The 22,420-nt window shown below is 70.6% G+C and carries 16 protein-coding genes, 2 tRNA genes and 1 pseudogene; 8 read left to right on the plus strand and 11 right to left on the minus strand.

Features of this window, described 5'->3' with window-relative positions:
- The first annotated feature begins 10 nt into the window (after positions 1–10).
- Both RBL05_RS16590 and RBL05_RS16595 read left to right on the plus strand, forming a co-directional pair.
- Positions 11–697 (plus strand): DUF4956 domain-containing protein, encoded by a 687-nt coding sequence (locus tag RBL05_RS16590; RefSeq protein ID WP_318603916.1) that lies wholly within the window; start codon positions 11–13, stop codon positions 695–697.
- A gap of 1 nt (position 698) precedes the next feature.
- On the plus strand, positions 699–2,357 hold the full coding sequence (locus RBL05_RS16595; protein WP_318603917.1) for a CotH kinase family protein: 1,659 nt from the start codon (positions 699–701) through the stop codon (positions 2,355–2,357).
- A 374-nt stretch (positions 2,358–2,731) separates the two neighbouring features.
- Here RBL05_RS16595 and RBL05_RS16600 read toward each other — a convergent pair.
- Both RBL05_RS16600 and RBL05_RS16605 read right to left on the minus strand, forming a co-directional pair.
- Positions 2,732–3,172: pseudogene (locus RBL05_RS16600) on the minus strand (ABC transporter ATP-binding protein); the annotation flags it as partial.
- Positions 3,169–3,462 (minus strand): iron chelate uptake ABC transporter family permease subunit, encoded by a 294-nt coding sequence (locus RBL05_RS16605; RefSeq protein WP_318603918.1) that lies wholly within the window; start codon positions 3,460–3,462, stop codon positions 3,169–3,171. The gene RBL05_RS16605 and the pseudogene RBL05_RS16600, both read right to left, overlap by 4 nt.
- 374 nt (positions 3,463–3,836) lie before the next feature.
- Here RBL05_RS16605 and RBL05_RS16610 point away from each other — a divergent pair, with 374 nt between their 5' ends.
- The gene (locus RBL05_RS16610) at positions 3,837–4,424 is read left to right on the plus strand and encodes a hypothetical protein (RefSeq protein ID WP_308738546.1); all 588 of its coding nucleotides are present in this window, start codon (positions 3,837–3,839) and stop codon (positions 4,422–4,424) included.
- A 614-nt stretch (positions 4,425–5,038) separates the two neighbouring features.
- On the opposite strand, the gene RBL05_RS16615 is transcribed toward RBL05_RS16610, so the two are convergent.
- The 3 genes from RBL05_RS16615 to RBL05_RS16625 all read right to left on the minus strand — a co-directional run bounded on the left by RBL05_RS16615 (position 5,039) and on the right by RBL05_RS16625 (position 10,761).
- Positions 5,039–5,111 (minus strand) — tRNA-Arg (locus tag RBL05_RS16615).
- 59 nt (positions 5,112–5,170) lie between these two features.
- The gene (locus RBL05_RS16620) at positions 5,171–6,082 is read right to left on the minus strand and encodes a DNA-formamidopyrimidine glycosylase family protein (protein WP_308738545.1); all 912 of its coding nucleotides are present in this window, start codon (positions 6,080–6,082) and stop codon (positions 5,171–5,173) included.
- Entirely contained in the window at positions 6,082–10,761 is a 4,680-nt protein-coding gene (locus RBL05_RS16625; RefSeq protein WP_308738544.1) for an ATP-dependent helicase, read from the minus strand. The genes RBL05_RS16620 and RBL05_RS16625 overlap by 1 nt, the downstream gene beginning before the upstream one ends.
- A 164-nt stretch (positions 10,762–10,925) precedes the next feature.
- On the opposite strand from RBL05_RS16625, the gene RBL05_RS16630 reads away from it, so the two are divergent.
- Both RBL05_RS16630 and RBL05_RS16635 read left to right on the plus strand, forming a co-directional pair.
- Complete coding sequence (locus tag RBL05_RS16630; RefSeq protein ID WP_308738543.1) at positions 10,926–11,555, plus strand: superoxide dismutase; 630 nt, start codon at positions 10,926–10,928, stop codon at positions 11,553–11,555.
- A 316-nt stretch (positions 11,556–11,871) separates the two neighbouring features.
- Positions 11,872–12,354 (plus strand): single-stranded DNA-binding protein, encoded by a 483-nt coding sequence (locus tag RBL05_RS16635; RefSeq protein WP_308738542.1) that lies wholly within the window; start codon positions 11,872–11,874, stop codon positions 12,352–12,354.
- A 19-nt stretch (positions 12,355–12,373) separates the two neighbouring features.
- Here the strand turns inward: RBL05_RS16635 and RBL05_RS16640 are convergent, their stop codons facing one another.
- The gene (locus RBL05_RS16640) at positions 12,374–12,934 is read right to left on the minus strand and encodes a PPA1309 family protein (RefSeq protein WP_308738541.1); all 561 of its coding nucleotides are present in this window, start codon (positions 12,932–12,934) and stop codon (positions 12,374–12,376) included.
- Between the two features lie 249 nt (positions 12,935–13,183).
- On the opposite strand from RBL05_RS16640, the gene RBL05_RS16645 reads away from it, so the two are divergent.
- The 3 genes from RBL05_RS16645 to RBL05_RS16655 all read left to right on the plus strand — a co-directional run bounded on the left by RBL05_RS16645 (position 13,184) and on the right by RBL05_RS16655 (position 16,784).
- Complete coding sequence (locus RBL05_RS16645; RefSeq protein ID WP_318603919.1) at positions 13,184–16,207, plus strand: UPF0182 family protein; 3,024 nt, start codon at positions 13,184–13,186, stop codon at positions 16,205–16,207.
- A 274-nt stretch (positions 16,208–16,481) separates the two neighbouring features.
- A tRNA-Met gene (locus tag RBL05_RS16650) sits at positions 16,482–16,555 on the plus strand.
- Positions 16,556–16,559: 4 nt separating this feature from the next.
- Positions 16,560–16,784 (plus strand): hypothetical protein, encoded by a 225-nt coding sequence (locus RBL05_RS16655; RefSeq protein WP_308738539.1) that lies wholly within the window; start codon positions 16,560–16,562, stop codon positions 16,782–16,784.
- A 25-nt stretch (positions 16,785–16,809) separates the two neighbouring features.
- Here the strand turns inward: RBL05_RS16655 and RBL05_RS16660 are convergent, their stop codons facing one another.
- The 5 genes from RBL05_RS16660 to rsgA all read right to left on the minus strand — a co-directional run bounded on the left by RBL05_RS16660 (position 16,810) and on the right by rsgA (position 22,354).
- A complete protein-coding gene (locus RBL05_RS16660; protein ID WP_308738538.1) occupies positions 16,810–17,889 on the minus strand; it encodes a hypothetical protein in 1,080 nt (359 codons plus the stop codon).
- 276 nt (positions 17,890–18,165) lie between these two features.
- Positions 18,166–19,035 carry a C2 family cysteine protease gene (locus RBL05_RS16665; RefSeq protein WP_308738537.1) on the minus strand — a complete coding sequence of 290 codons (870 nt, stop codon included), beginning with the start codon at positions 19,033–19,035 and terminating at the stop codon, positions 18,166–18,168.
- A 30-nt stretch (positions 19,036–19,065) separates the two neighbouring features.
- Positions 19,066–20,286: a pyrophosphate--fructose-6-phosphate 1-phosphotransferase gene (locus RBL05_RS16670; protein WP_308738536.1), complete on the minus strand. Its 1,221-nt coding sequence runs from the start codon at positions 20,284–20,286 to the stop codon at positions 19,066–19,068.
- 151 nt (positions 20,287–20,437) lie between these two features.
- Positions 20,438–21,232, minus strand: coding sequence for a histidinol-phosphatase (gene hisN, locus RBL05_RS16675; protein ID WP_308738535.1), 795 nt, complete (start codon positions 21,230–21,232; stop codon positions 20,438–20,440).
- A 51-nt stretch (positions 21,233–21,283) separates the two neighbouring features.
- Positions 21,284–22,354, minus strand: a complete 1,071-nt coding sequence (gene rsgA / locus RBL05_RS16680; protein ID WP_308738534.1) for a ribosome small subunit-dependent GTPase A — start codon at positions 22,352–22,354, stop codon at positions 21,284–21,286.
- Between the last annotated feature and the right edge of the window lie 66 nt (positions 22,355–22,420).

The raw sequence follows: 22,420 nt of genomic DNA on the forward strand, positions 1-22,420 counted from the left end.
GTATCACCCCATGGAACTCGACTTCGGTCTCACCGACCTCTCCGGCACCTTCAGCGTCCTGGACGTCCTGCTCGCCCTCGGTCTCGCCCTCGTCTGCGCGCTCGTGGTCGCCTGGACCTACCGCGCCACCCATCGCAACATCAGCTACAGCCAGAGCTACGTGCAGACGCTGATCATCCTGGGCATGCTCATCGCCCTGATCATGCTGGTGGTCGGCTCGAACATCGCCCGCGCCTTCGCCCTCGTCGGCGCCCTGTCGGTGGTCCGCTTCCGCAACGCGATCAAGGAGACCCGGGACGTCGGCTTCATCTTCCTGGTGATGGCGATCGGCATGGCCTGCGGCACCCGCTTCTACACCCTCGCGATCCTCGCCACCCTCCTGATCTGCGCGGTGATCCTGGTGATGCACAAGCTGAACTGGTTCGCGATGAACGTCCAGCGCCAGGTCGTGAAGGTCCAGGTGCCGGCCGACGAGGGCGACCACGCCCCCCGGATCGCGGACGTCCTGATCCGCTTCACCGAGGAGTTCGAGCTGATCAGCACCGAGAGCATCCGCGGCGGTGCGCTCATGGAGCACAGCTACACCGCCCGCCTTAAGCGCGGCGTCGAGCCCTCCGAGGTGATCGAGGCTCTGCGCGGCGTCAACGCGGCGCAGAAGGCGACCGTCCTGACCGGCTACGACCAGACGGACATGTGAGATGAGCACTCCCCAGGACAGGAACGCAGAGGACCCCTCCGACCCGACCGCGAGCGAAGCCGCCGACACGGAGCCGTCGGCCGTCGACCCGACCCGCCGCCCCCGTCGCTCCCTGCGCCACCGTCTCCCGGTGCGGCTGCGCCACCACTGGAAGCTCCTGGCGGTGTGCACCGCGGCCGGCGTCGCGCTCTCCCTCACCGCCGGCAGCGCCATGATCCGCCCGTACATCACCTCGGAGCTGACCAGCCAGAGCGTGATCACCCAGGACATCGAGGGCTCCGGCGATCTCTTCGACGACGGTGCCCACACGATCGAGATCAGCTACGACGAGGCCGAGTACGCCGAGGTGATCGACGACTACCAGGAGGACGGCGAGAAGAACTTCCTCAAGGCCGACATCACGATCGACGGCGTCCTGATCGAGGACGTCGGCCTGCGCCTGAAGGGCAACTCCACCCTCTCCTCCCTGCGCCAGGACGACGACGGGGGTGGCATGGGCGGGGGCATGCCCGAGATGTCCGACGGGATGGAGGAGCAGGGCGGCGGAGGCGGCATGGGCATGACCCAGCTGTCCGAGGACTCCCCGGAGGAGCTGCCCTGGCTGATCAGCTTCGACGAGTACCAGGAGGGGCGCGCCTTCCAGGGCCGCACCGAGATCACCCTGCGCCCCGCGGCCAGCGGCTCGGACACCGCGCTGAACGAGGCACTCGCGCTCGAGCTCACCGCGCTCTCCGGCCAGACCACGCAGAAGTACACCTATACCACCGTGAGCGTGAACGGCGGGGAGGAGAGTGCGCGGCTGGTGGTCGACACTCCCGACGAGCAGTGGGCCGACTCCGTCGGAGAGGGCGTGCTGTACAAGGCCCGCGCAGGCGGCTCGCTCGACTACGTCGGCGAGGACCCCACCGACTACGAGGAGTCCTTCAACCAGATCAACGGCGAGGGGTCCTACGACCTGCAGCCCGTCATCGAACTCGCGCGGTTCCTGGACGAGGCCGACGACGAGGAGTTCGCCCGCGACATCGACGAGTACGTGGACGTCGAGTCCTTCGCGACCTATCTGGCCACGCAGGCTCTGCTGTCGAACTCGGATGCGATGGGTGGTGCGGGCAACAACTACTACCTCTGGTACGACAAGTCCGCGGAGCAGTTCACCGTCCTGTCCTGGGACCTGAACCTGTCCTTCTCCGCGATGGGGATGGCCGGCGGCCCGGGCGGAGGCGGAATGCCCGCCGACGGTCAGGCCTCGGACGGGGGCGGTGAGCCGCAGGCACAGGACGGGCAGCAGATGCCCGAGATGCCGGAGGACGGGGAGATGCCCGCCGCACCGGAGGGTGAAGGCATGCCGCAGAGGCCCGAGGACGGCGAGATGCCGGCGGAAATGGGTGGGGTCTCCGTCGGCGGCAGCGGCGTGCTGGAGGAGCGGCTGCGGGAGGACGAGGGATTCGTCGAGCTGTACGAGCAGGCCTACGCGGACCTGTATGAGCAGCTGATCGCGTCCGGAGAGGCGCAGGCGATCCTCGAGGAGCTAGCCTCTCGGGCCGGATCCGTCGGCGACGAGGGCGCGGCCGAGCTGTCCACGAGCCTCGCCGCGCAGCTCGAGGAGCTGACCGCCGAGGCGCCGGAGGAGTCGACGACGATGCCCGGCCGGCCGGGCTGAGCCATCTGGAGCGAGCCGCCCGGTTCCGGGCTCAGTGCCCCCCAGCGCGGCACGACCAGCGGGGTGCCGGACTCCGGATCCGGCACCACGCGTGCATGGAGCGAGAACACTTCCGCCACCAGCTCTTCGGTGATCACCGCGTGCGGGGATCCGGTCGCGACCACCTCGCCATCCTTTATCGCGATGATGTGGTTGGCGTCGCGGGAGGCCTGGTTCAGATCGTGCAGCACCGCCACCAGCGTCGTGCCGCGCTCCTTGTTCAGGGCACGCCACAGCTCCAGGAGCTCGATCTGGTGGCTGAGGTCGAGATAAATCGTCGGCTCGTCCAGCAGCAGGATCGAGGTCTGCTGGGCGAGCGCGACGGCCATCCACACGCGCTGACGCTGTCCGCCGGAGAGCTCGTCGCCCAGCCGCCCCGAGAGATGGCGGATGTTCGTGGCCTCCATCGCGGCGAGCACCGCCTGCTCGTCCTCAGGGGACCAGGGGGAGAACAGCCGCTGGTGCGGGTAGCGGCCGCGCATCACGGGATCGACCACGCGGATCCCGTCGGGCGCCACGGGGCCCTGGGGGAGCAGGCCGATCGCGCGGGCGAGGGCCTTGGTGGGGCGCCGGTGCAGCTCCTCCCCGTCCAGCAGGACCCGCCCGCGGCTGGGGGAGAGCAGCCGGGTGAGGCTGTTCAGCAGTGTGGACTTCCCGCACGCGTTCGGGCCCACGATAACGGTGAAGCGCTGGTCGGGGATTGCGACGGACACGTTCGGGCAGACGAGGTGGTCGGCGTAGCCGAGCGCCGTGTCGTCGACGAGGAGGCGGGTCATCGCGTCCTCCCTTCCCTGATGAGGAGCCACAGGAAATAGATCCCGCCGATGGACACGGTGACGATGCCGACGGGCAGGGGGGAGTCGCGGTCGATCAGCTGGGCGATCACGTCGGCCAGCAGCAGCAGGAGCGCGCCGAGCGCGGACGTCGGGGCGAGCGCGAGCCCGTCGGCCCGCACCAGGCGCCGGGCGATCTGCGGGGCGGCGAGCGCGATGAAGGACACCGGCCCGACCGTCGCGGTGGACAGGGCGATCAGGCCGATACCGATGACGATCGCGGCGATCTGCACCGTACGGACGTCCCGCTACGTGCTACAACTTTCGCGATTGGCTGTCGGTGGGCCTGAGTGGAATGTCCGCGAGGTGGGATGTACTGGCGCTGGGTAGAACTACTGGAAATCCTGTTAAGGAGCCCCCCGATGCTGGCGTTTACTATTGTCTCCGCGTGAGCGCATTGGGCATTGAGGTCGGATGCATGTGCTATCGAAAGCCCGATGTGTTCGCGAGCTATTTAAGTGAAAGTCTCAGTGGGTCGTGTTATGTCCGAGAGCAAGGATTGGCCGACGGAATTATTGGCGATGCTACTTTCTTGCGTGCGCCCTGCAAACGTTTTCCAGATGTGGATTGCGTGCAGACGCTCCCGGTGACGGGGTACAGTTTGCCTATGAAGTTGATTACCGGCGCAGTGGGAGCTGTGGGTCTGCTGGTGTGCGGCGGGGTCGTTGTCCTGCTTGCTGTGACACCGCTCGAACGGTGGGGACTCCTGCCTGTAACGGCAGCGGGTGCGGTAGTGGCCGCCTGCGTTGCAGGCGTCGCAGCCCTGGCTGCCACGGAAAGTGTGAGCTCCCGCCGTAGGCACGAGGCAGATCAGGCCATTAATGAGCGCAGGAAAGCAGTTTATGACCAAGTAATTGCCCAAATGGTAAGCGCGTTCACTGGGCGTTCTGGATCGCGAGATGAAGCCGCAGTGAGGGCGTCGCTTAGTTTGTGGGCGAGTGCCGACGTTGTCGTTGAGTATCGACGGTTCACTGAAATTATAAACGAAATTGACCTCCTGAATCCAGAGCGTGCGGGATCGACTGTCAAGACTATCCCTGCTGAGTTGCAACCCAAGATTCAGCTGCAGGTCGGAGTTGTGGCTGCCGCGATGAGGGCGGACGTGATGTGGAGGGAGGGGAGGAGTTCCAAGGCTTCATCAGAGCAGATCGCCGAGATGATTTTTAATGACTACAGCTCGGATTCGAGCAAGTAGCGACTTTGGAGTGCCGTTCGTCGGACGATGTACTGCTGAGAAGCGCACTCGTCGGGACTTCGTTGCGCTTTGCGCTGGTTGCGGATGTGTCTGGCCGACGAAATGGTGCCTGCCTTGAAATTCCTAAAGGCGCCCCTGCTGCTCTATTTCTCCCCAATGTGCGGACCTGCGTATATTCCATGCGCGCACTTCGGGTGGATGGCACCTATATAGCCGTCGAGCGGCGGAACGGTTGATGGGGAGCGGTGCCGTGATTGTAGTTCGTATTTCGTCAGGCTTTGTGGGTCTGTGCTATGTACGGCCAGAGTCTATACATCTGCTGTGTAGCATTCCTTAATCGAGTAGTCATAGTTATGGGGCTGACTGACCACGACGCATGGGGTGTGGAGTTAAGATACGGGTTAGGACTTAATCAATGGAGTGCGTCCCGCAGGGGGTAGTCTGACTCCTAGTGGTGGCATCGGCAATTCCGGACTCGTTGGTTCTCGGTGCTCGCGAGGTACTTGTGTGGCGGGGTCGTAGAGGTGACTTCAAGTTCCTGACTGGGGAATTACTATTGCCGAGTTCGGAATTGTCTAACTCTGATGTCACGGCGGCGGCATTGACTAGTTGAGCGCCCCCAGCAGGACTCGAACCTGCAACCTACGGATTAGAAGGCCGTTGCTCTATCCATTGAGCTATGGAGGCTGACGGCGCACGAGTCTACCGAGGTCGCGGCGCCGCCACGGCCAGGAGCGCGGTCCGTCTCAGCGACGTCGGCCACGCCGCTGGGCCGCCGACGGGGCCGGCGCGCCGGGCCCGGCCTGGCAGCGGGGGCAGAACCACAGCACCCGCGCCTCGGTGCCCTCGAGCCGCGGTTCGGCGAGCTCGTCGCGCTGGATGCGGGTGCGGCAGCGGCGGCACTGCTTCCCTCCGCGGCCGTAGACCCACAGGTCCCCGTCCCGGCCGAGCATCCCGCCGGTGGTCACGCGCACCTCACGGTCCCGGTTCAGCACGAGCAGGCGATGCGCGAGGTCGACGAGCGCGCCCGGGTCCTGCTCCGCGGAGACGGGAGCGGCGGGGTGGAGCCGGCGCAGGAAGCACAGCTCGCTGCGGTAGATGTTCCCGATCCCAGCCAGGACGTGCTGGTCGAGGATCGCCAGGCCGATCGGCCGCTCCGGCTCGGCGGCGAGGTTCGCGAGCGCCCTGGCGCGCAGGGCGGGGTCCTCGTCCCAGGCGGGATCGAGCAGGTCCGGGCCGAGGCTCCCGAGCAGCTGCTCCTCGTCGGCCGTGCGCAGCAGCTTCACCTGCTTCACGTCGTAGGCGATCGCCCGCACCTCACGCCCGTCCCCGTGTCGGCCCTCGAGCACGATCCGGATCGTGTCGCGGGTGCGCGGCCCGGCGCTGGTGTCGCTGGAGCGCAGCGCCTTCCCCTCCACGTTCCAGATCCCGTCCATCATCAGGTGGCTGTGCAGCGTCATCGGCGCAGTCCCGGACTCGGGCGGGAGGAGCCGGATCAGCAGGTGCTTGCCGCGCGGGCGCACCTCGTGGACTCTCCATCCGGTGAAATCTGCGGTCGCCGCGCGCGGGACCCGGAGGTCGCAGACGGTGAGCACGGCGCCGGCGAGCGCGTCGTGGAGGATCCGGCACTGGCGCGCGACGGTGTCACCCTCGGGCATCAGCGATCACCCGCCCGCAGTCGCAGCGAGCGCGGTGAGCGGTAGCAGCCGGCCTCCGCGAGCGCGGCCGTGATCGCCGCGACCGGCTCGGTGTCGATCCCGTGCCCGTCGATCCGCTCGATCCGCAGCTGCGGCAGACGGGAGTCCTCGGCGATCGCGCGGACGAGCTGGGCGGCGGCCTCGGGCGTCGCCTCCTCGTCCGCCCACCACAGCAGGTGCTTCCCGCCCTTGTCGACATAGGCCTGGACATGTCCGTCCCGCAGCAGCACGAGCGCACCGGCGCGGCGGGCGGGCCGCGCGGTGACCCCCTCGGGCGGCGTGATCGACAGGGCCGGCCAGGGGAGCGCCGCGCCGTAGGGGTTCGCCGGATCGGTCGCGGCGAGCGCAACGGCGACCGCCTCGGCCGATGGGCCGGCCCCGCCGCCGTCGGACCCCTCGGCGTCGCGTCCGGCCTCGGCCTCCCGGTCCCGGTCGCGAAGCAGGTCCACCGCCTCGGCGGGCGCGAACTGGGAGGCGCCGAGCCCGTCGACGAAGTAGCCGCGGCGGCAGCTGCCGTTCTCCTCGAGTGCGGCCAGCACCCGGTACACCGCGGCGAACCCGCCGGGGACGTCCTCGACATCCATCGCCCCGCGCGTGACCACGCCGTGGCGGTCCAGCAGCAGCGTCGCGAGCGCCGCGGCACGGGCGGCAGGTTCTACCGGTTCGACCCGCACCGCGGACCAGCGCCCGGCACCGACGGGACCGGTCACGAGCTCAGAGGGGCTGGACGCGCCCTGGCGCATCATCGCCGCGGAGAGCCGCGCCGCGCCCCGACGTCCCAGGCTGCGCGAGCGTGTCGGGGTGCGGGCCGACGGCGCCTTGGCCGGCCCGCGGCCGTAGGAGCGCAGCGCCTCGAAGGAGTCGTTGGTGACCAGGCCCGTGAAGGCGAGGTCCCACAGCGCCTCGTGCAGGTCCTGCGGCCGCGCCGCCTCCCCGTCGTCGGCCAGCGCGGTGAGGATCTCACCGTGCCGCAGCGCGCCCGGGGTGGTGCGCAGCAGGGCGAGGATCCGGCTGGCGAGGGCACCGTCCGGGAGAGCGTCGGCGGCCTCCTCGAGCGCGTCGGCGTCGAGCCCCAGGGGGAGGGCGTCGGCGAGGTGGAGACGGATCCAGCCGTCGTCGGCGCCGAGGCGGCCGTGCCCCGTCCACACCAGCTCCCCGCTCGCGAAGGCGGCGTCCAGCAGGGCGGGCGTCACCCCCGGCAGCCTCGCCGGCAGCACCTGGGACTCCCAGGCCGACAGCGGCAGCGAGACCCCGGCGAGCTGGTCCACGACCGAGAGCAGCCCGTCCTGCCCGGTCCAGGTGCCGCGCTCCTGTCGGCCGCCGGCGCGGCGCCCCACCAGGTGCTGCCACTGGCCGAGGAAGCGCGCATAGACGGGCCCCGCGACGGGCGCGATCTCGCGCCGGGAAGCGGCGAGGCTCGCGCGGCGGATGCGGCGCAGCACCTCGACCTCGACCCATTCCTCGCCCTCGCGGCCGGGAGTGAACTCGCCCTGGGACAGGACCCGCTCGGCGGTGAGCTGCTCGAGCGCGGCGCGCGCCACGCCCGGGGCGAGACCGAAGGCCTGCACCGGTGCGTCGGCGAGGAAGGGGCCGCGGCCGCGCGCCCAGCGGGAGAGCAGCTGGGGGACCGCCCGGTCCACCGCGGCCAGGTGCACCTCGGGGATCCCCGGCGGCAGCGCCGTGCCGAGCGCATCGCGCAGCAGACCGGCGTCCTCGATCGCCGCGAGATGCTCCGCCCCGGCGATCCGCACCGTGAGCACGCGGCGGGATTGCTCGAGCTCGGCGCGGGCGGCGTCGAGATCGAGGCCGTCCACGGCACGCTCGGCGAGCTGGGCGGGGGTGAGCGGGCCCAGGCGGCGCAGTGCGTCCGCGATCTGCTCGGGCCCGCGCAGCGCCCGCTCCTCGGTCAGTCCCTGCAGGCGCTGCTCGACCCCGGCGATCACCTCTGCATCCAGCAGCTCGCGCAGGCTCACCGTGCCCAGCAGCTCGGCCAGCAGCGACTGGTCCAGCGCGAGGGCGGCGGTGCGGCGTTCGGCCAGCGGCGCATCGGTGTCGTACAGGAACTGCGCCATGTAGCCGAACAGCAGCGAGCGCGCGAAGGGGGAGGGGGAGGGGGTCTCGATCTCGCGCACCTGCAGGCGACGCCGCCTGACCTGCCCCATCAGCTCGACCAGGGCCGGCAGGTCGTAGACGTCCTGGAGGCACTCCCGCGCCGCCTCGAGCATGATCGGGAAGTCCGGATGCGGCCTGGCCACCTCGAGCAGGTGCGCGGCGCGCTGGCGCTGCTGCCACAGCGGCGCCCGCTGGTTCGGGTCGCGCCGCGGCAGCAGCAGGGCCCGGGCCGCGCACTCGCGGAACCTCGCGGCGAACAGGGCGGAGGAGCCGACGAGACGGCGCACCTCCTCCTCGATCTCCTCGGGCGTGAACTGGAACAGGTCCGCGCCGGGCGGCTGCTCGCCGTGCGGGATGCGCAGCACGATCCCGTCGTCCCCGGCCATCACCTGGCCGTCCAGGCCGTAGCGCTCCTCGACCCGGGCGCCGACGGCGAGGGCCCACGGTCCCGTGATCCGCTGCCCGGCCGCGCAGTGCAGCACCACCCGCCAGTCCCCGAGCTCGTCGAGGAAGCGCTCGACGACGAGCTGGTCCGGTCCCGGCACGGCGCCGGTTGTCTGCTGCTGCTCGTCGAGCAGGTCGAGCAGTACGGTGCGCGCGTTGTCATCGAGGCCGAGGTCCGTGAGGCGTTCGTCGGCCTCGGGGCGGGGGAGGGCGGCGAGCTCGGACTGCGCGGCGGAGATCGCCCGGCCGAGGCTCGCGGGACGCCCGTCCCCGTCGCCGTGCCAGAAGGGGATCCGCCCGGTGAGACCGAAGGCGGGGGAGACCGTGACGCGGGAGGCGGTGATCTCTTCGATCCGCCAGCTGCTGGTCCCCAGCGTGATCACGTCCCCGCGGCGGGACTCGTAGACCATCTCCTCGTCGAGCTCGCCCACGCGCCGCGGCTGGGAGTCGCCCTCGGCGGCGACCAGGTGCACCGGGTACAGGCCCCGGTCGGGGATGGTGCCGCCGCTGGTGACGGCGAGACGCTGCGCGCCGGGCCGGGCGGTGAGCGTGCCGGTCTCGCGATCGTGGACGAGTCTCGGCCGCAGCTCGGAGAAGTCGGTGGAGGGGTAGCGCCCGGCGAGCAGGTCGATGGTCTGGTCGAAGGCGGAGCGGGGCAGCGCCCGATAGGGGTGCGCCGAGCGGACCAGGTCGTACCAGGCGTCGACCTGCAGGTCCTCCATTGCGGCGGCGGAGACGGTGTGCTGGGCGAGGACGTCCAGGGCGTTGCGCGGCACGGTCAGCGGCTCGATTCGCCCGGCGACCGCCTCCTGCACCGCGACCGCGGAGCGCAGCACGTCCACCGCATGCAACGGGTGCAGTGACCCCTCGGAGACCGCGCCGACATCGTGCCCGGCCCGTCCCACCCGCTGCAGCAGGCTCGAGACCGACATCGGCGCCGCGACCTGCAGCACCAGGTCCACCGCGCCCATGTCGATGCCGAGCTCGAGGGAGCTGGTCGCCACCACGCAGCGCAGCGTCCCCGACTTCAGCTGGTCCTCGATCCCTGCCCGGACCTCCTTGGACATCGAGCCGTGGTGGGCGCGAGCGATGTCCTCGACCTCGACGAGCTCCTCCGCCTCCGCGCCCGGACCGTCGGCCGCCGCCGTCGTGACCCGTCTCGCGTGGAGGCGGTTCAGCTTCCCGGTGAGGCGCTCGGCCTGGCTGCGGGAGTTCGTGAACACGATCGTGGAGCGGTGGGCGAGGACCTCCTCGAGCACCGCCCGCTCGACGTGCGGCCAGATCGTCCCCGAGACGTCCTCGTCGTCGACCGCATCGGCGGGCGGCTCGATCGCCTGCAGGTCCGGGACCGGCAGCGTGATCCGCATGTCCCAGCGCTTGGTCGACGGCGGCCGCACCACCACCGCGTCCCGGCCCCGCGCAGAGCCGGTGAGGAAGGCGGCGACCTCCTCGACCGGCTCCACCGTCGCCGACAGTCCGATCCGCTGCGCCGGGGCGGGGAGCATCGCGTCGAGCCGCGCCAGGGACAGCGCCAGGTGCACGCCCCGCTTCGTGCCGGCCACGGCATGGACCTCGTCGAGGATCACTGTGTCCACGCCGCGCAGCGTCTCCCGCGCCTGCGAGGTGAGCATCAGGAACAGCGACTCCGGGGTGGTGATGAGGATGTCCGGCGGATGGGTCGCGAGCCGGCGGCGCTCCGCCGGCGGGGTGTCCCCCGTGCGCACGCCCACGCTCAGCCGGCGCCGAGGCAGGCCGAGTCGCTCCGCCGTGCGCGCGGTGCCCACGAGCGGCGAGGTCAGGTTCCGCTCGACGTCGACGCCGAGCGCCTTCAGCGGCGAGATGTACAGAACGCTCGTCGCGGCAGAGGACGGCGTTGGAGAACCGGCCAATCGGTCGATCGCGCTGAGGAACGCGGCGAGGGTCTTGCCCGAGCCCGTCGGCGCGACCACGAGGGTGTCCTGCCCCTGGGCGATCGCCTCCCACGCCGCGGCCTGCGCCGGGGTGGGCGCCTCGAAGGATTCCTCGAACCACGCCGTCGTGGCAGGGGAGAAGGAGGAGGGCAGGCGCGGACGGGGCGTGGCCATCCCACCATTGTGGACCGCCGCCCCGACACTCGGGCCCACCGGCCGGCAACGGGACCGTTTCCCGGCCGCCCCCTGCCCCTGCCCAGCGCCTCGTGGCAGGATGGATCACACGGCGGGGCCCGCACCGGCTGGTCCCGCGCAGAACTGACGAAGGGATGATCCATATGGCTGAGTACACGCTTCCCGATCTCGATTACGACTACGGCGCGCTGGATCCCTCGATCTCGGGGAAGATCATGGAGCTGCACCACTCCAAGCACCACGCGACCTATGTCAAGGGCGCGAACACGGCGCTGGAGAAGCTCGCCGCGGCGCGTGAGGCCGGGGACTTCGGGTCGGTCAACCAGTTCTCGAAGGACCTCGCCTTCAACCTCGGTGGTCACACGAACCACTCGATCTTCTGGAAGAACCTCTCGCCGGAGGGCGGCGACAAGCCGACCGGTGAGCTCGCGCAGGCGATCGATGAGTACTTCGGCTCGTTCGACTCCTTCCGTGCGCACTTCACGGCGGCGGCGCTGGGCATCCAGGGCTCGGGCTGGGCGGTGCTGGCCTACGAGCCGATCGGCGGGAACCTGGTGATCGAGCAGTTCTACGATCAGCAGAACGGTGTGCCGGTGGCGACGATCCCGCTGTTCCAGCTGGACATGTGGGAGCACGCCTTCTACCTGGACTACCAGAACGTGAAGGCGGACTACGTCAAGGCGATCTGGAACATCGTGAACTGGGCCGACGTGCAGGCCCGCTTCGAGGCCGCGCGCTCCTCGGCGTCCGGTCTCGTCGTGCCGCAGGCCTGAGCCTCACACACCTGACGCCGACGAGCGGGCCGGACGGCCCGCGCCCCGGCGACACGAGCGGCCGGTCCCTCCTCGGAGGGGCCGGCCGCTTCGCGTTCTGACGCCGCGGTGCTCCGTGTCCGTGCAGCGGTCGCCCCACGTCCTGGCGGCCTGCCGTTCCGCGTGCCGTCCCCGCCCGCGACCGTTCCTCCCCAGCCCCCTGTCGTCCACAGGATCAGCCCCACGCTGGAACGGGCGGCACCGCCCGGGGACGCTGAGGTCACTCGGCAGGGTGCCGAGGCCGGGGAGCTCCCCGGCAGCCAGGAAGGACAGCGCCATGCGCGACATCCAGACCACGCTGATGGGGAACGTCACCGCCGATCCCACCGAGCACCGGCAGGAGGACGGATCCACCAGCGTCAAGCTGCGGATCGCCCTCACCGGTCGCTACTACAACACCGCCACGCAGGACTTCGCCGACCGCAGGACCGAGTTCGTCACCGTCTTCGCACGCCGCGGGCTGGGACAGAATGTGATGCGCTCGATCCACAAGGGCCAGCCGCTGCTGGTCACGGGCCGTCTGAACACCTCGGAGTGGCAGGGCGCCGACGGCGTCACCCGCTACTCGCTGAACCTCCAGGCCGAGTCCATCGGTCACGACCTCACCTACGGCTCCTCGCGGTTCACCAAGCCGCTGCGCGCGCAGGACGTCCCGAACGTCGACCCGAACTCGGGGGAGATCCTCACCGAGGCGAGCTCGGCGAACCCCGAGGACGCGGACGAGACGGAGGGCGAGGACTCGCTCGCGCCGGCCTTCTGAGACCGACAGGGAGGGACCCTCAGCTCCCGGACTGCAGGGTCTGCACCAGCGCCTCGGAGATCTCCGGCAGCAGCGCGGCGCCGAGGACGTAGCCGTCCTCGCCGCCGCGGTGCACCGCCGACCAGGTGGTGCCGTCGCCCAGTGCCGCGACCACCACGCGCAGCACACGCCCCGACGGCAGCGCGGCGCCGCCGGCGCCCTGCTCCCCGTCGCGGACCGACCAGGCCGCGGGCGCGAGATCGCAGGCGATCGCGCCGCCGGCGGCCATGTCCGGCCACTGCACCTTCTCGAGCGCCGCGAACGGATCCTCCTGCCCGCCGGACGGACCGGAGGGCGCGGCGCCCGCGTCGAGGTCGATCGGTGTGAGGTGCAGGTCGTCGGGGGCGTTCGCGCCCTCGCCCTCGGCGCCCAGCAGCGCGGCGAGGGCTGGGGAGGCGGCGATCAGCTCGGCGCTGCGGGCGAGCGCGAACAGGCGCGGTGCGGGCAGCGGGCCGTCCTCGACATGGCGGGCGACCTCGAGCACGGCGGCGGCGAGCGCGGCCGTGGGCGCGTCCAGCGGGTCCTGGGCAGGAGTCGTCATCGGATCGAGAGGTCCCTTACAGGTTCGGCCTGACAGAATGGGGTGACCGCCGTGCAGCACGGCGGCATCACACTGTACCCGGGCCGCGTTCTGGGACCCCACGACGTCGGGGGCCCCGTGTGCGCTCCGACTTCGAGGCACCAGAGGTTATCTGTGAGTTTCTCCGCCCAGTTCGGCGACATGCCGCGGCCGCGCCCACGACCGGCCCCCGATGGAGCCTCCGGTGAGCCCCGGAGGATCTCCCCTCTGATGATCACGGTGATCGCGCTCGGCGTGCTCATCGCGCTCCTCGTCCTCGCCTCGGAGGTGTGGACGAAGTACCTGTGGATGGACCAGCTCCAGTTCACCGACGTGCTCGTCACGCGGTGGGTCACCCAGGCGCTGCTGTTCGTCGCCGGCTTCATCGTGTTCGCCGTGCCGCTGTTCCTCAGCCTCCGCATCGCGTACACCAAGCGCCCCGTCTACCCGCCGATCACACGGGAGCAGGAAGCGCTGGAGCAGTTCCGCGCCGCGGTGGACCCGCTGCGCCGCGGCCTGACCTACGGCGCACCGATCGTGATCGGCGCCTTCGGCGGGCTCGCGCTGTCCCGCCGCTGGCAGGACGTGCAGCTGTTCCTGCACCCGCAGGACTTCGGGCAGACCGACCCGGTCTTCGACAACGACATCTCCTTCTACGTCTTCACCCTGCCGGTGATCGACGTGCTGGTCTCCTTCGGGCAGTTCGTGCTGCTCGTCTCGATCGTCGGCGCCCTGATCGGACACTTCGTCTACGGCGGCGTGAGCTGGGGTCAGGAGAGCGGGCTCGAGGTCACGCGCACCGCGCGCCGCCACCTCGGCGTGCTCGCCGCGATCTACGTGCTCTTCCTCGGGGCGGGGCACTGGTTCCAGCGCTACGACCTGCTCACCGCCTCCCACACCCGCTTCGAGGGCGCCTCCTACGCGGACGTCCACGCGATCCTGCCCGCGCAGACGATCCTCGCGATCGCCGCGGTGGTGGTCGCGGCGCTGTTCGTGGTGTGGATCTTCCGCTCGGACTGGCGGATCCCCGCGATCGGCGCCGGGCTGATGATCCTGTCCACCCTCGCCGTGGGCAATCTCTACCCCTGGGCCATCCAGCAGTTCCAGGTCCAGCCCAACGAGCGCGCGCTCGAGCAGCCCTACATCCAGAACAACATCGACGCGACCCGCACCGCATTCAACCTCGACGACGTCACCGAGGTGCCCTACACGGCCAGCACGGACGCGACCTCGGGTGCCCTGCGCGAGGACGCCTCGACCACGGCGCAGATCCGTCTGATGGACCCCAACGTCATCTCGCCCACCTTCGAGCAGCGCGAGGCCAACCGTCGCTACTGGGGCTTCGACGACGTCCTCAGCGTGGATCGTTACCAGATCGACGGCCAGCTGCAGGACACCGTGATCGGCGTGCGCGAGCTGCGGCCGGACAAGTTCGGCCTCGCGGACCGCTCCTGGGTGGACCAGCACATCACCTACACGCACGGCTACGGCGCCGCCGCCGCGCACGGCAACCGTCGCAACAGCGACGGCGAGCCGAGCTTCCTGCAGTCGGGCGTGCCCGGCGAGGGCGCGTTCGGCGAGTACGAGGAGCGGGTCTACTTCGGCCGCCACTCCCCGGACTACTCGATCGTCGGAGCGCCCGAGGGGGCCGACCCGCAGGAGTTCGACTACCAGCAGGGCAGCACGGACGACGAGCAGGGCGGCGAGCAGGTCTACAACACCTTCCAGGGCGACGGCGGGCCCGCCGTGGGCAGCTTCTTCAACCAGCTGCTGTACGCGATCAAGTTCCGCGACCCGAACATCGTGATCTCGAACTACCTCAACGAGGAGTCGCAGATCCTCTACGACCGCGACCCGCAGCAGCGTGTCCGCGAGGTCGCGCCGTTCCTGTCGCTGGACTCGCAGATGTACCCCGCCGTCGTGGACGACCAGATGGTGTGGGTGGTCGACGGATACACCACCACGACCGAGTACCCCTACGCGCAGTCGGTCGACCTCGAGCAGACGGTGAACGACTCCCAGACCGATCCGAACGCCTCGGCGAGCAACCGCGAGCGCTCGGCGAACTACATGCGCAACTCCGTGAAGGCGACCGTGAACGCGTTCGACGGCTCGGTGACGCTGTACACCTGGGACACCGAGGACCCGATCCTGAAGTCCTGGGCCGAGGTGTTCCCGGACGCCCTCCAGCCCGCCTCGGAGATCAGCGGCGAGCTGATGTCGCATCTGCGCTACCCGGCGGACTACTTCAAGGCGCAGCGCCAGATCCTCTCCACGTACCACGTCACCGACGCGGACGACTTCTTCACCCAGCAGGACTTCTGGCAGGTGCCGCCGGACCCGACGGTCCCGGCGCCCACCAACCCCGACGGCAGCGCTGGTGAGCAGGCCCCGCAGCCCCCGATGTACCTCACCATGCAGATGCCGGACGAGGAGCAGCCCCGCTTCACGCTCTCCTCGAGCTTCATCCCCTCCGAAGGGCAGAACGTGCTCACCGGCTTCCTCGCGGTCGACTCGGAGACCGGCAGCACCGAAGGCAACCCGGCGGACAGCTACGGCGACATGACGCTGCTGCGGCTGCCGACCTCCAACCCGGTCAACGGTCCCGGACAGGTCCAGGCGACCTTCAACGCCGAGCCGAACGTGTCCCAGGCGCTGAACCTGCTGCAGCAGGGCGCCTCCGAGGTCATCAACGGCAACCTGCTCACCCTGCCCGTCGGCGGTGGCCTGCTCTACGTGCAGCCCGTCTATCTGCAGTCCTCGCAGACCGGCGGCGGCACCCAGTACCCGCTGCTGCAGATGGTGCTGGTCTCCTTCGGCGACCGGATCGGCTTCGCGCCGACGCTGGACGAGGCGCTCGACCTGGTCTTCGGCGGCGACTCGGGCGCCTCCGCCGGCGATGCGGAGGTCACCGACTCCGATGCCCCGAGCGGCACGGCCGACGCCGAGACCGGCGAGGGCACCGTCGAGGAGGGGGACGGGGAGGCCCCCGCTGAGGGCGAGGAGCCGCCCGCCGAGGGCGAGCAGCAGGCCCCCGCGGCCGACGGCACCCCCCAGCAGCGCCTCCACCAGGCGCTGACCGACATGGACACCGCGGTCGCCGACTCCGAGAAGGCGATGGCCGAGGGGGACTGGGCCGCGTACGGCGACGCGCAGGACCGCCTGGCCGATGCGCTGAACCGGGCTGTCCAGGCCAACCAGGAGCTCGGCGGGTCCGGCACGCCGGCGGCTTCCGACGGCGGCGGGGAGGGCTGACCCTTCTACCACCGCCGGGAGCATCCCGGCTCCGAGGACGCCCGTCGCGGCGCCGGCTGTGGCCGGTGCGCGGCGGGCGTCCTCGTCGTCGGAGGGGTGCGGAGCTGCGCAGCGGAGGCCGCGGACGTAGTGCGCGAGGCGGGCGGCGAGACTTGCAGCAGGGCCTTCCAGGTACGCGAGCGCAGGTGAACTGCCCGTGAACGTGGCATGGCCCACGTCGGAGGGCTTTCGGCTGGACTCGGGGGACGGGTCGTCCTAGAGTTACTGATGTCGCCGCGGGGTGGAGCAGTTCGGTAGCTCGCCGGGCTCATAACCCGGAGGTCGTAGGTTCAAATCCTGCCCCCGCTACGAAGTGAAGGCCCTCGATCAGCAGAAATGCGGATCGGGGGCCTTCGTGTTCTGCTGTATTCAGCGCCGGGGGCTCGTCAGCGATCCTGTCGGTGCCGCCGAGCACCTCGACCTCGGCCGAAGCTGCCTCCACCAGGCAGGCCTGGACGGGACCCAGGACGACGCTTCCCCGCTCACCGGCGAGAAGAACCTCCCCGCCAGCGCCGGCATCCTGCCCAGCACCTCCTAGGGGCTGAACGGCCCACCGCCGATGATCACGAGCCCTCCTCGGTGTACTTCCGCTGGCGCTCCCTCTGCCCATGGGTGAGCGTCTTGAGGTCGGTGCGCTGGTCAAAGCTCGAGCCGAGCGCGCCGGCCACGACGCCCATGGCGGCGCTGAGCCACGCGATGTCGAGGTAACGGGTGAAGACGGGAGGCTGCCCGGTCACGTCCTCCATGTACTCGGGAGCGATGACGATCAGGCCACCGGCGAGGATGAGCAGGACCAGCGCCACGTAGAGCACGAAGACGCACAGCACCAGAGTGACCACCGTGGAGAGGTTGTAGAACAGGACCACCCGTGCGAGATTCTCCCGCTCCGGCGAGTCCCAGAGCCCGTTGCTGGCGATAAGCCATGCCGTCATCGCCGCGATCGCGAGGAGCCCGACGCCGATGAGCCGCGGCGTCGACAGGTAGGTGGACATGACCCAGATCGAGTTGTAGAAGATGCCGAATGCGCCGGTGGCCGCTGCCGCTGCGAGGGCGCTCGAGAGGCGTGGCGCCGTCTTCACGGGCTCGTTGCCGGCGACCATCCCGAGGACGGTGCGGAGACCGCCGGTGAACCGGCGTGCCCGGAGCGTCGAATGGTCGTTGCCGTCCGGGCTCTGGGCCCAGCGGAGCCAGGACCGGTCGAACATCGAGGGGTCCCGGGGCTCGCTGGTCGGCTTCAGCCGCACGGTGCACGCCATCAGAGTGTCGAGGATGCGGCGGCGGCTGAAGAACGCTCCGAGCGTGGGGCACGAGACGACGGCGATCTTCTCGTCGGGGAAGATCTCTGCGATCAAGGGATGGCCATCCTCCAGTCGCGGGATCTCGGTGAGCAGCAGCACCGCCTCCGGTGATCCGTATTCGCGTGCCAGCTCGACGGCGTCGGAGAGATCGAGGGAGTTGTCGGGCCGCAGACGGAGCATCGCGGTCTGGACGTTGAGAGTGATCGGAGGGCTGAACGCCTCGTCGAGCAGCTCCTGCAGGTCATCCTGGATCGATCGCGCTCGGGCCGTGGGCAGGCCCGGGTCGGCCACCAGCAGCACGTTCACCCCGGACGTCGGGCTGTCGCCCATATGATCTCCTTCCATGGCCACGGATCCTTGCAGGCTACGTCACAGCCGGAGGGTGCGCCGAGTCGTCGACCGGCCGGTGGGGCCGGCCTGACCGGGACACGCTCCGCGCGCTGCTCGCGGGGATCGAGGGTGGCATCGGGTCTGCCGTCCCCACGGCGCGACCGCGGACCGGGCAGTGTGCACGGCGTCGGTGGCGAGAGCGATTCCTGGCACTGCATGTCGTGTAGGGGTATGCCCTCGTCGACCTCGATCACCGCGGAGCCCATCATCAGGAGCGGACGGCCCGCCCCGTCACCGCAACGGTGCGGTGACGTCGACGGACAGGAACCCGCGCCGGAACGAGCGCGCATCGAGCACGAGAAGCTCCGCCGGCCGCACCGGGTTCCGCAGATGCAGATGTCCGCTCGTCGCGTCGGCGCCCACGACGGCGAAGACATGGTTCGGCGGCAGGAGACCGGCCGCCGACGGCACCCGCGGGCTCAGCGGATGCGTGGAGGCGCAGAGCGCGCGCCCCTCGGCCAGCCAGGCGAGGACCTGCCCCGCATCGGGCAGGCGCAGGTTCGTGCGCACCCGCTCACCCAGCAGCAGCGCGAAGCCGTAGCGGGCCATGCCCCGCTGCAGGAAGGCGTAGTCCCCGGCGATGTGACCGGCGATCGCCTTCTCGAGCACGCCCACCCAACCGGGGTTCGCGCCGTCCCGCCTGCCGTACTGGAACACTCCGCGCGCATCGACGGGGAAGCGACGGTCCACCCGCAGCGGCTCCTCCAGGCCCGGGAGGCGGACGGTCACGATCCCGTCCGTCTCCTCGCCGATCAGTGCCCGCAGCCGCTCCGGCGCGGTCTCGTGGAGGGCGAGCATCGGCGCCATCAGCCAGCAGTCGCCGAGGCGTCCCTGCCGAGGGCGCAGCAGCACCGGAGGGGCGAGCGGTCCGCGGTCCAGGGCGAGCGCTGTGGCGTGCGGGCCGGGGGAGAGCTGCAGGACGCCGTCTGCGCCGGAGATCGCGTGGGCCGCCCCGCCGGTGTCGCCGCCCGGAATGCCTGGCCCAGCGAGGTTCCGGGCTCGCTCGTCGGGCCCGTGACGCGCTGCGCGCGCCCGCCCCTCCAGGGCGAGCGCGCGCAGGGTGCGGCGCCAGGTGCGCACGCGCGGGCGGGGAGTGCTCACGAAATCCTCCGCCCATCGGTCATCGAGGGCTCAGTGCGCCTCGGCCGGGACGATCTTCTGCCCGGTGCGCTCCATGACCTCGGCGAACCAGGGCTGGGAGATGTCGAATGCCTTGTGGCCGGCGACGCGGTCGAACTCGACCGCGCGCAGCACGTCGCCGCGCTCCTCGTCGTGGCCGACCAGGCCCGAGCCGCCCTCGAGGGCGACCTGCACGGCGTAGTCCGTCATCGACTTGATCAGGCGGATGTCCTCGGGGTTCGCCTTCGCGGAGCGGGAGAAGTAGCCCGACTTCTGGACCATGACCTTCTCCGCACCGAGCTTCTCGGCGAACTGCCCCGCGAACCACTGGCCGGGGTTGATCGTGTCGATCTTGACGTGGCCGAAGGGGTCCTTCTCCGGCTCCTCGCCGCGCGCCTGCATCTCGGCGACGATCTCGGGGATGCCCGCACCCTCGGAGAGGAAGATGTTCACGCAGCCGGTCTCGTCCATGACCTTGCGCAGGCGGTCGGCCTCGGCCTCGATGTCGAGCTTGAGCTCGGGCAGGAACACGGCGTGCACGTCCCAGCGGTCGGCGGAGTGGCCGATGCCGGGCAGCCACTCCTGCTGGGAGTGCCACTGCTGGTAGTACTCCGCCGCCTGCGCGGTGAGATATCCGCAGGCGCGGCCCATGATCTCGTGGACGATCAGCATCCTCGGGTTCGAGCCGTGCTCGGCGATGATGTTCTGCGCGAAGATGCTGGTCTGCTCCGCGGCGGACTTCGCGCCGAGCGACTGGCGGATCGGGACGATGTCGTTGTCGATGGTCTTCGGGAGACCGACGACCTGCATCTCGTGGCCGTGCTCGTGCAGGTAGGCGGCGAGGTCCGCGGCGGTGGTGTTGGTGTCGTCGCCGCCGATGGTGTGCAGCACGTCCACACCGTCGTCCTTGAGCTTGTTCGCGGCGACCTCGAGGGCGTTCTCGCCCTCCTGGATCAGGCCGCGCTTGACGAGGTCCTTCGTGTTGGTGAGCTTCACGCGGGAGTTGCCGATGGGGGAGCCGCCGTAGTTGTGGAGGATGCCCGCCTTCGCGCGCACCTCGTCGTCGACCACGATCTTCTCGCCGGAGAGAAGGCCCCAGTAGCCGTGCTTGTAGGCGATGATCTCCACGTCCGGCACCAGCTCGGTATAGCGCTCGATCAGTCCGCCGACGGCGGAGGAGAGGCACGGGGCGTAGCCCCCGGCGGTGAGCAGTGCGACGCGCTTGACGGTCATAGGGCGGAACCTCCGAGAGTACGGGAACGGGCGCACGGGAGGACAGGGTCGATCCCGCGACGCTGGGTCCCGCCATCGTACCGAGCGCCGGGTCCGGATGACGCCGCGCGGGTCCCGGTGGACAGCGGAGCGCCGGGCGGCGGGACGGGGATCAGCGCTCCCGGGGCGCGAGCGCCTCGAGGACCTCCTCGTGCAGCAGCGAGTTCGTCGCCACCGCGCTGCCGCCGAACGGCCCGGGCTCGCCGTCCAGGGAGGTGAAGCGGCCGCCGGCCTCGGTGACGATCGGGACCAGCGCGGCCATGTCGTGCAGCTTCAGCTCGGGCTCGCAGGCGACGTCGACGGCGCCCTCGGCCACGAGCATGTAGGACCAGAAGTCGCCGTAGGCGCGGGTGCGCCAGAAGCGCTGCATGAGGTTCAGCATCTCAGGCAGCAGCTCGTGGTCGGCCCAGCCGTGCAGCGAGGAGTAGGACAGCGAGGCCTCCTCGATCGCGCTCACGGAGGAGACCTGCAGCCGCGTCGCGCTGCTGAGCCGGGAGCCGGTCCAGGCGCCGGCACCCTCGCCGCCCCACCAGCGGCGTCCCAGCGCCGGCGCGGAGACCAGGCCGACCACGGGCCGGCCGTCCTCGATCAGGCCGATGAGGGTGCCCCACACCGGCACGCCGCGCACGAAGTTGCTGGTTCCGTCGATCGGGTCGATCACCCACTGGCGCGGGGACGCGCCGGTGGAGCCGAACTCCTCGCCGATCACCTGGTCCCGCGAGCGGGAGCGCGAGAGCTGGGAGCGCACCAGCTGCTCGGCGGCCTTGTCGGCGTCGGTGACCTCGGTGAGATCGGGCTTGGTCGAGACCTCGAGGTCCTGCGCCTTGAACCGGGAGGTGGTCAGCTGGTCCACGGCATCGGCGAGCACGTGGGCGAGGCGCAGGTCATCGGCGTAGTGGCTGGACATGGGGTCCACGATAGGGTCCCGCGCCCCTGGCGGGCCGCAGCGACGCGGGGCTCAGACGTCCCAGGGGTCGTTGCGGCGCAGCGCTTCGGCCAGGCGACGGTAGGAGGCCAGGCGCGCGGGACCGGCGGTGCCGGCCTCGCCCCGCTCCACGAGATCGTCGAGGGCGCAGTCGGGCGCGTCCTCGAGGTGGGTGCATCCGCGCGGGCACTGCTCGGCGAGATCGGCGAGGTCGGCGAAGGCGTCCAGCAGCTCGTCGGGGTCCACGTGCCCCAGGCCGAAGGAGCGCACGCCCGGGGTGTCGATCACCCAGCCGTCGTCCTCGGGCAGCTGCATCGCGAGCGCCGAGGAGGAGGTGTGGCGGCCGCGCCCGGTCACGTCGTTGACCACGCCGGTGGCGCGGCCCGCGCCCGGGACCAGGGCGTTCAGCAGGGTGGACTTGCCCACCCCGGAGTGGCCGATCAGCACGCTGATCCGACCCGAGAGACGCTCGCGCAGCTGCTCGAGGCCGATGATGCCGGGGTGCTCCGGATCCTCCGCCTCCGCGGGGGTCTCGCGCCGGGTCACCACGTGCTCGAGCCCGAGCGGGGCGTAGGCGGCCAGGAACTCCTCGGGGGCGCGCAGGTCTGCCTTCGTCAGCACCAGCAGCGCGTCGATGCCGGCGACATAGGCGGCGACCAGGCAGCGGTCGATCATGCCGCCGCGCGGCTCGGGATCGGCCAGCGCCGTCACCATCACCATCACGTCGACGTTCGCGACCAGGGGCCGCTCGGTCGAGTCGTCGTCGTCGGCGCTGCGGCGCAGGAAGGAGCTGCGCTCCTGGATCCGCACGATCCGGGCGAGCGTCCCCTCGCGTCCCGAGGTGTCGCCGACGAGGCCGACGAGGTCGCCGGGGACGATGGGGGAGCGGCCGAGCTCCCGGGCGCGCATGGCGGTGACCGCGCGCTGGTCGTCGGTGCCCTCGCCGACGACGGTGCGCCAGCGGCCGCGGTCGACGGAGACGACCCGGGCAGTGATCGCGTTCTCGTGCTTGGGGCGGTCCTTGGTCCGGGGGCGGGAGCCGCGTCGGTTCGGGCGCACCCGCACGTCGGACTCGTCGAAGTCGCGGACGGACCGCCTCACCACGATGTGCCCTCCTTGCCCCGCGGTGGCCGTGGCGCACCGTGCCGGGGCGACCCGTGCTGGGGCGCA

Source organism: Brachybacterium sp. GU-2 (assembly GCF_030866705.2).
GTDB lineage: Bacteria > Actinomycetota > Actinomycetes > Actinomycetales > Dermabacteraceae > Brachybacterium > Brachybacterium conglomeratum.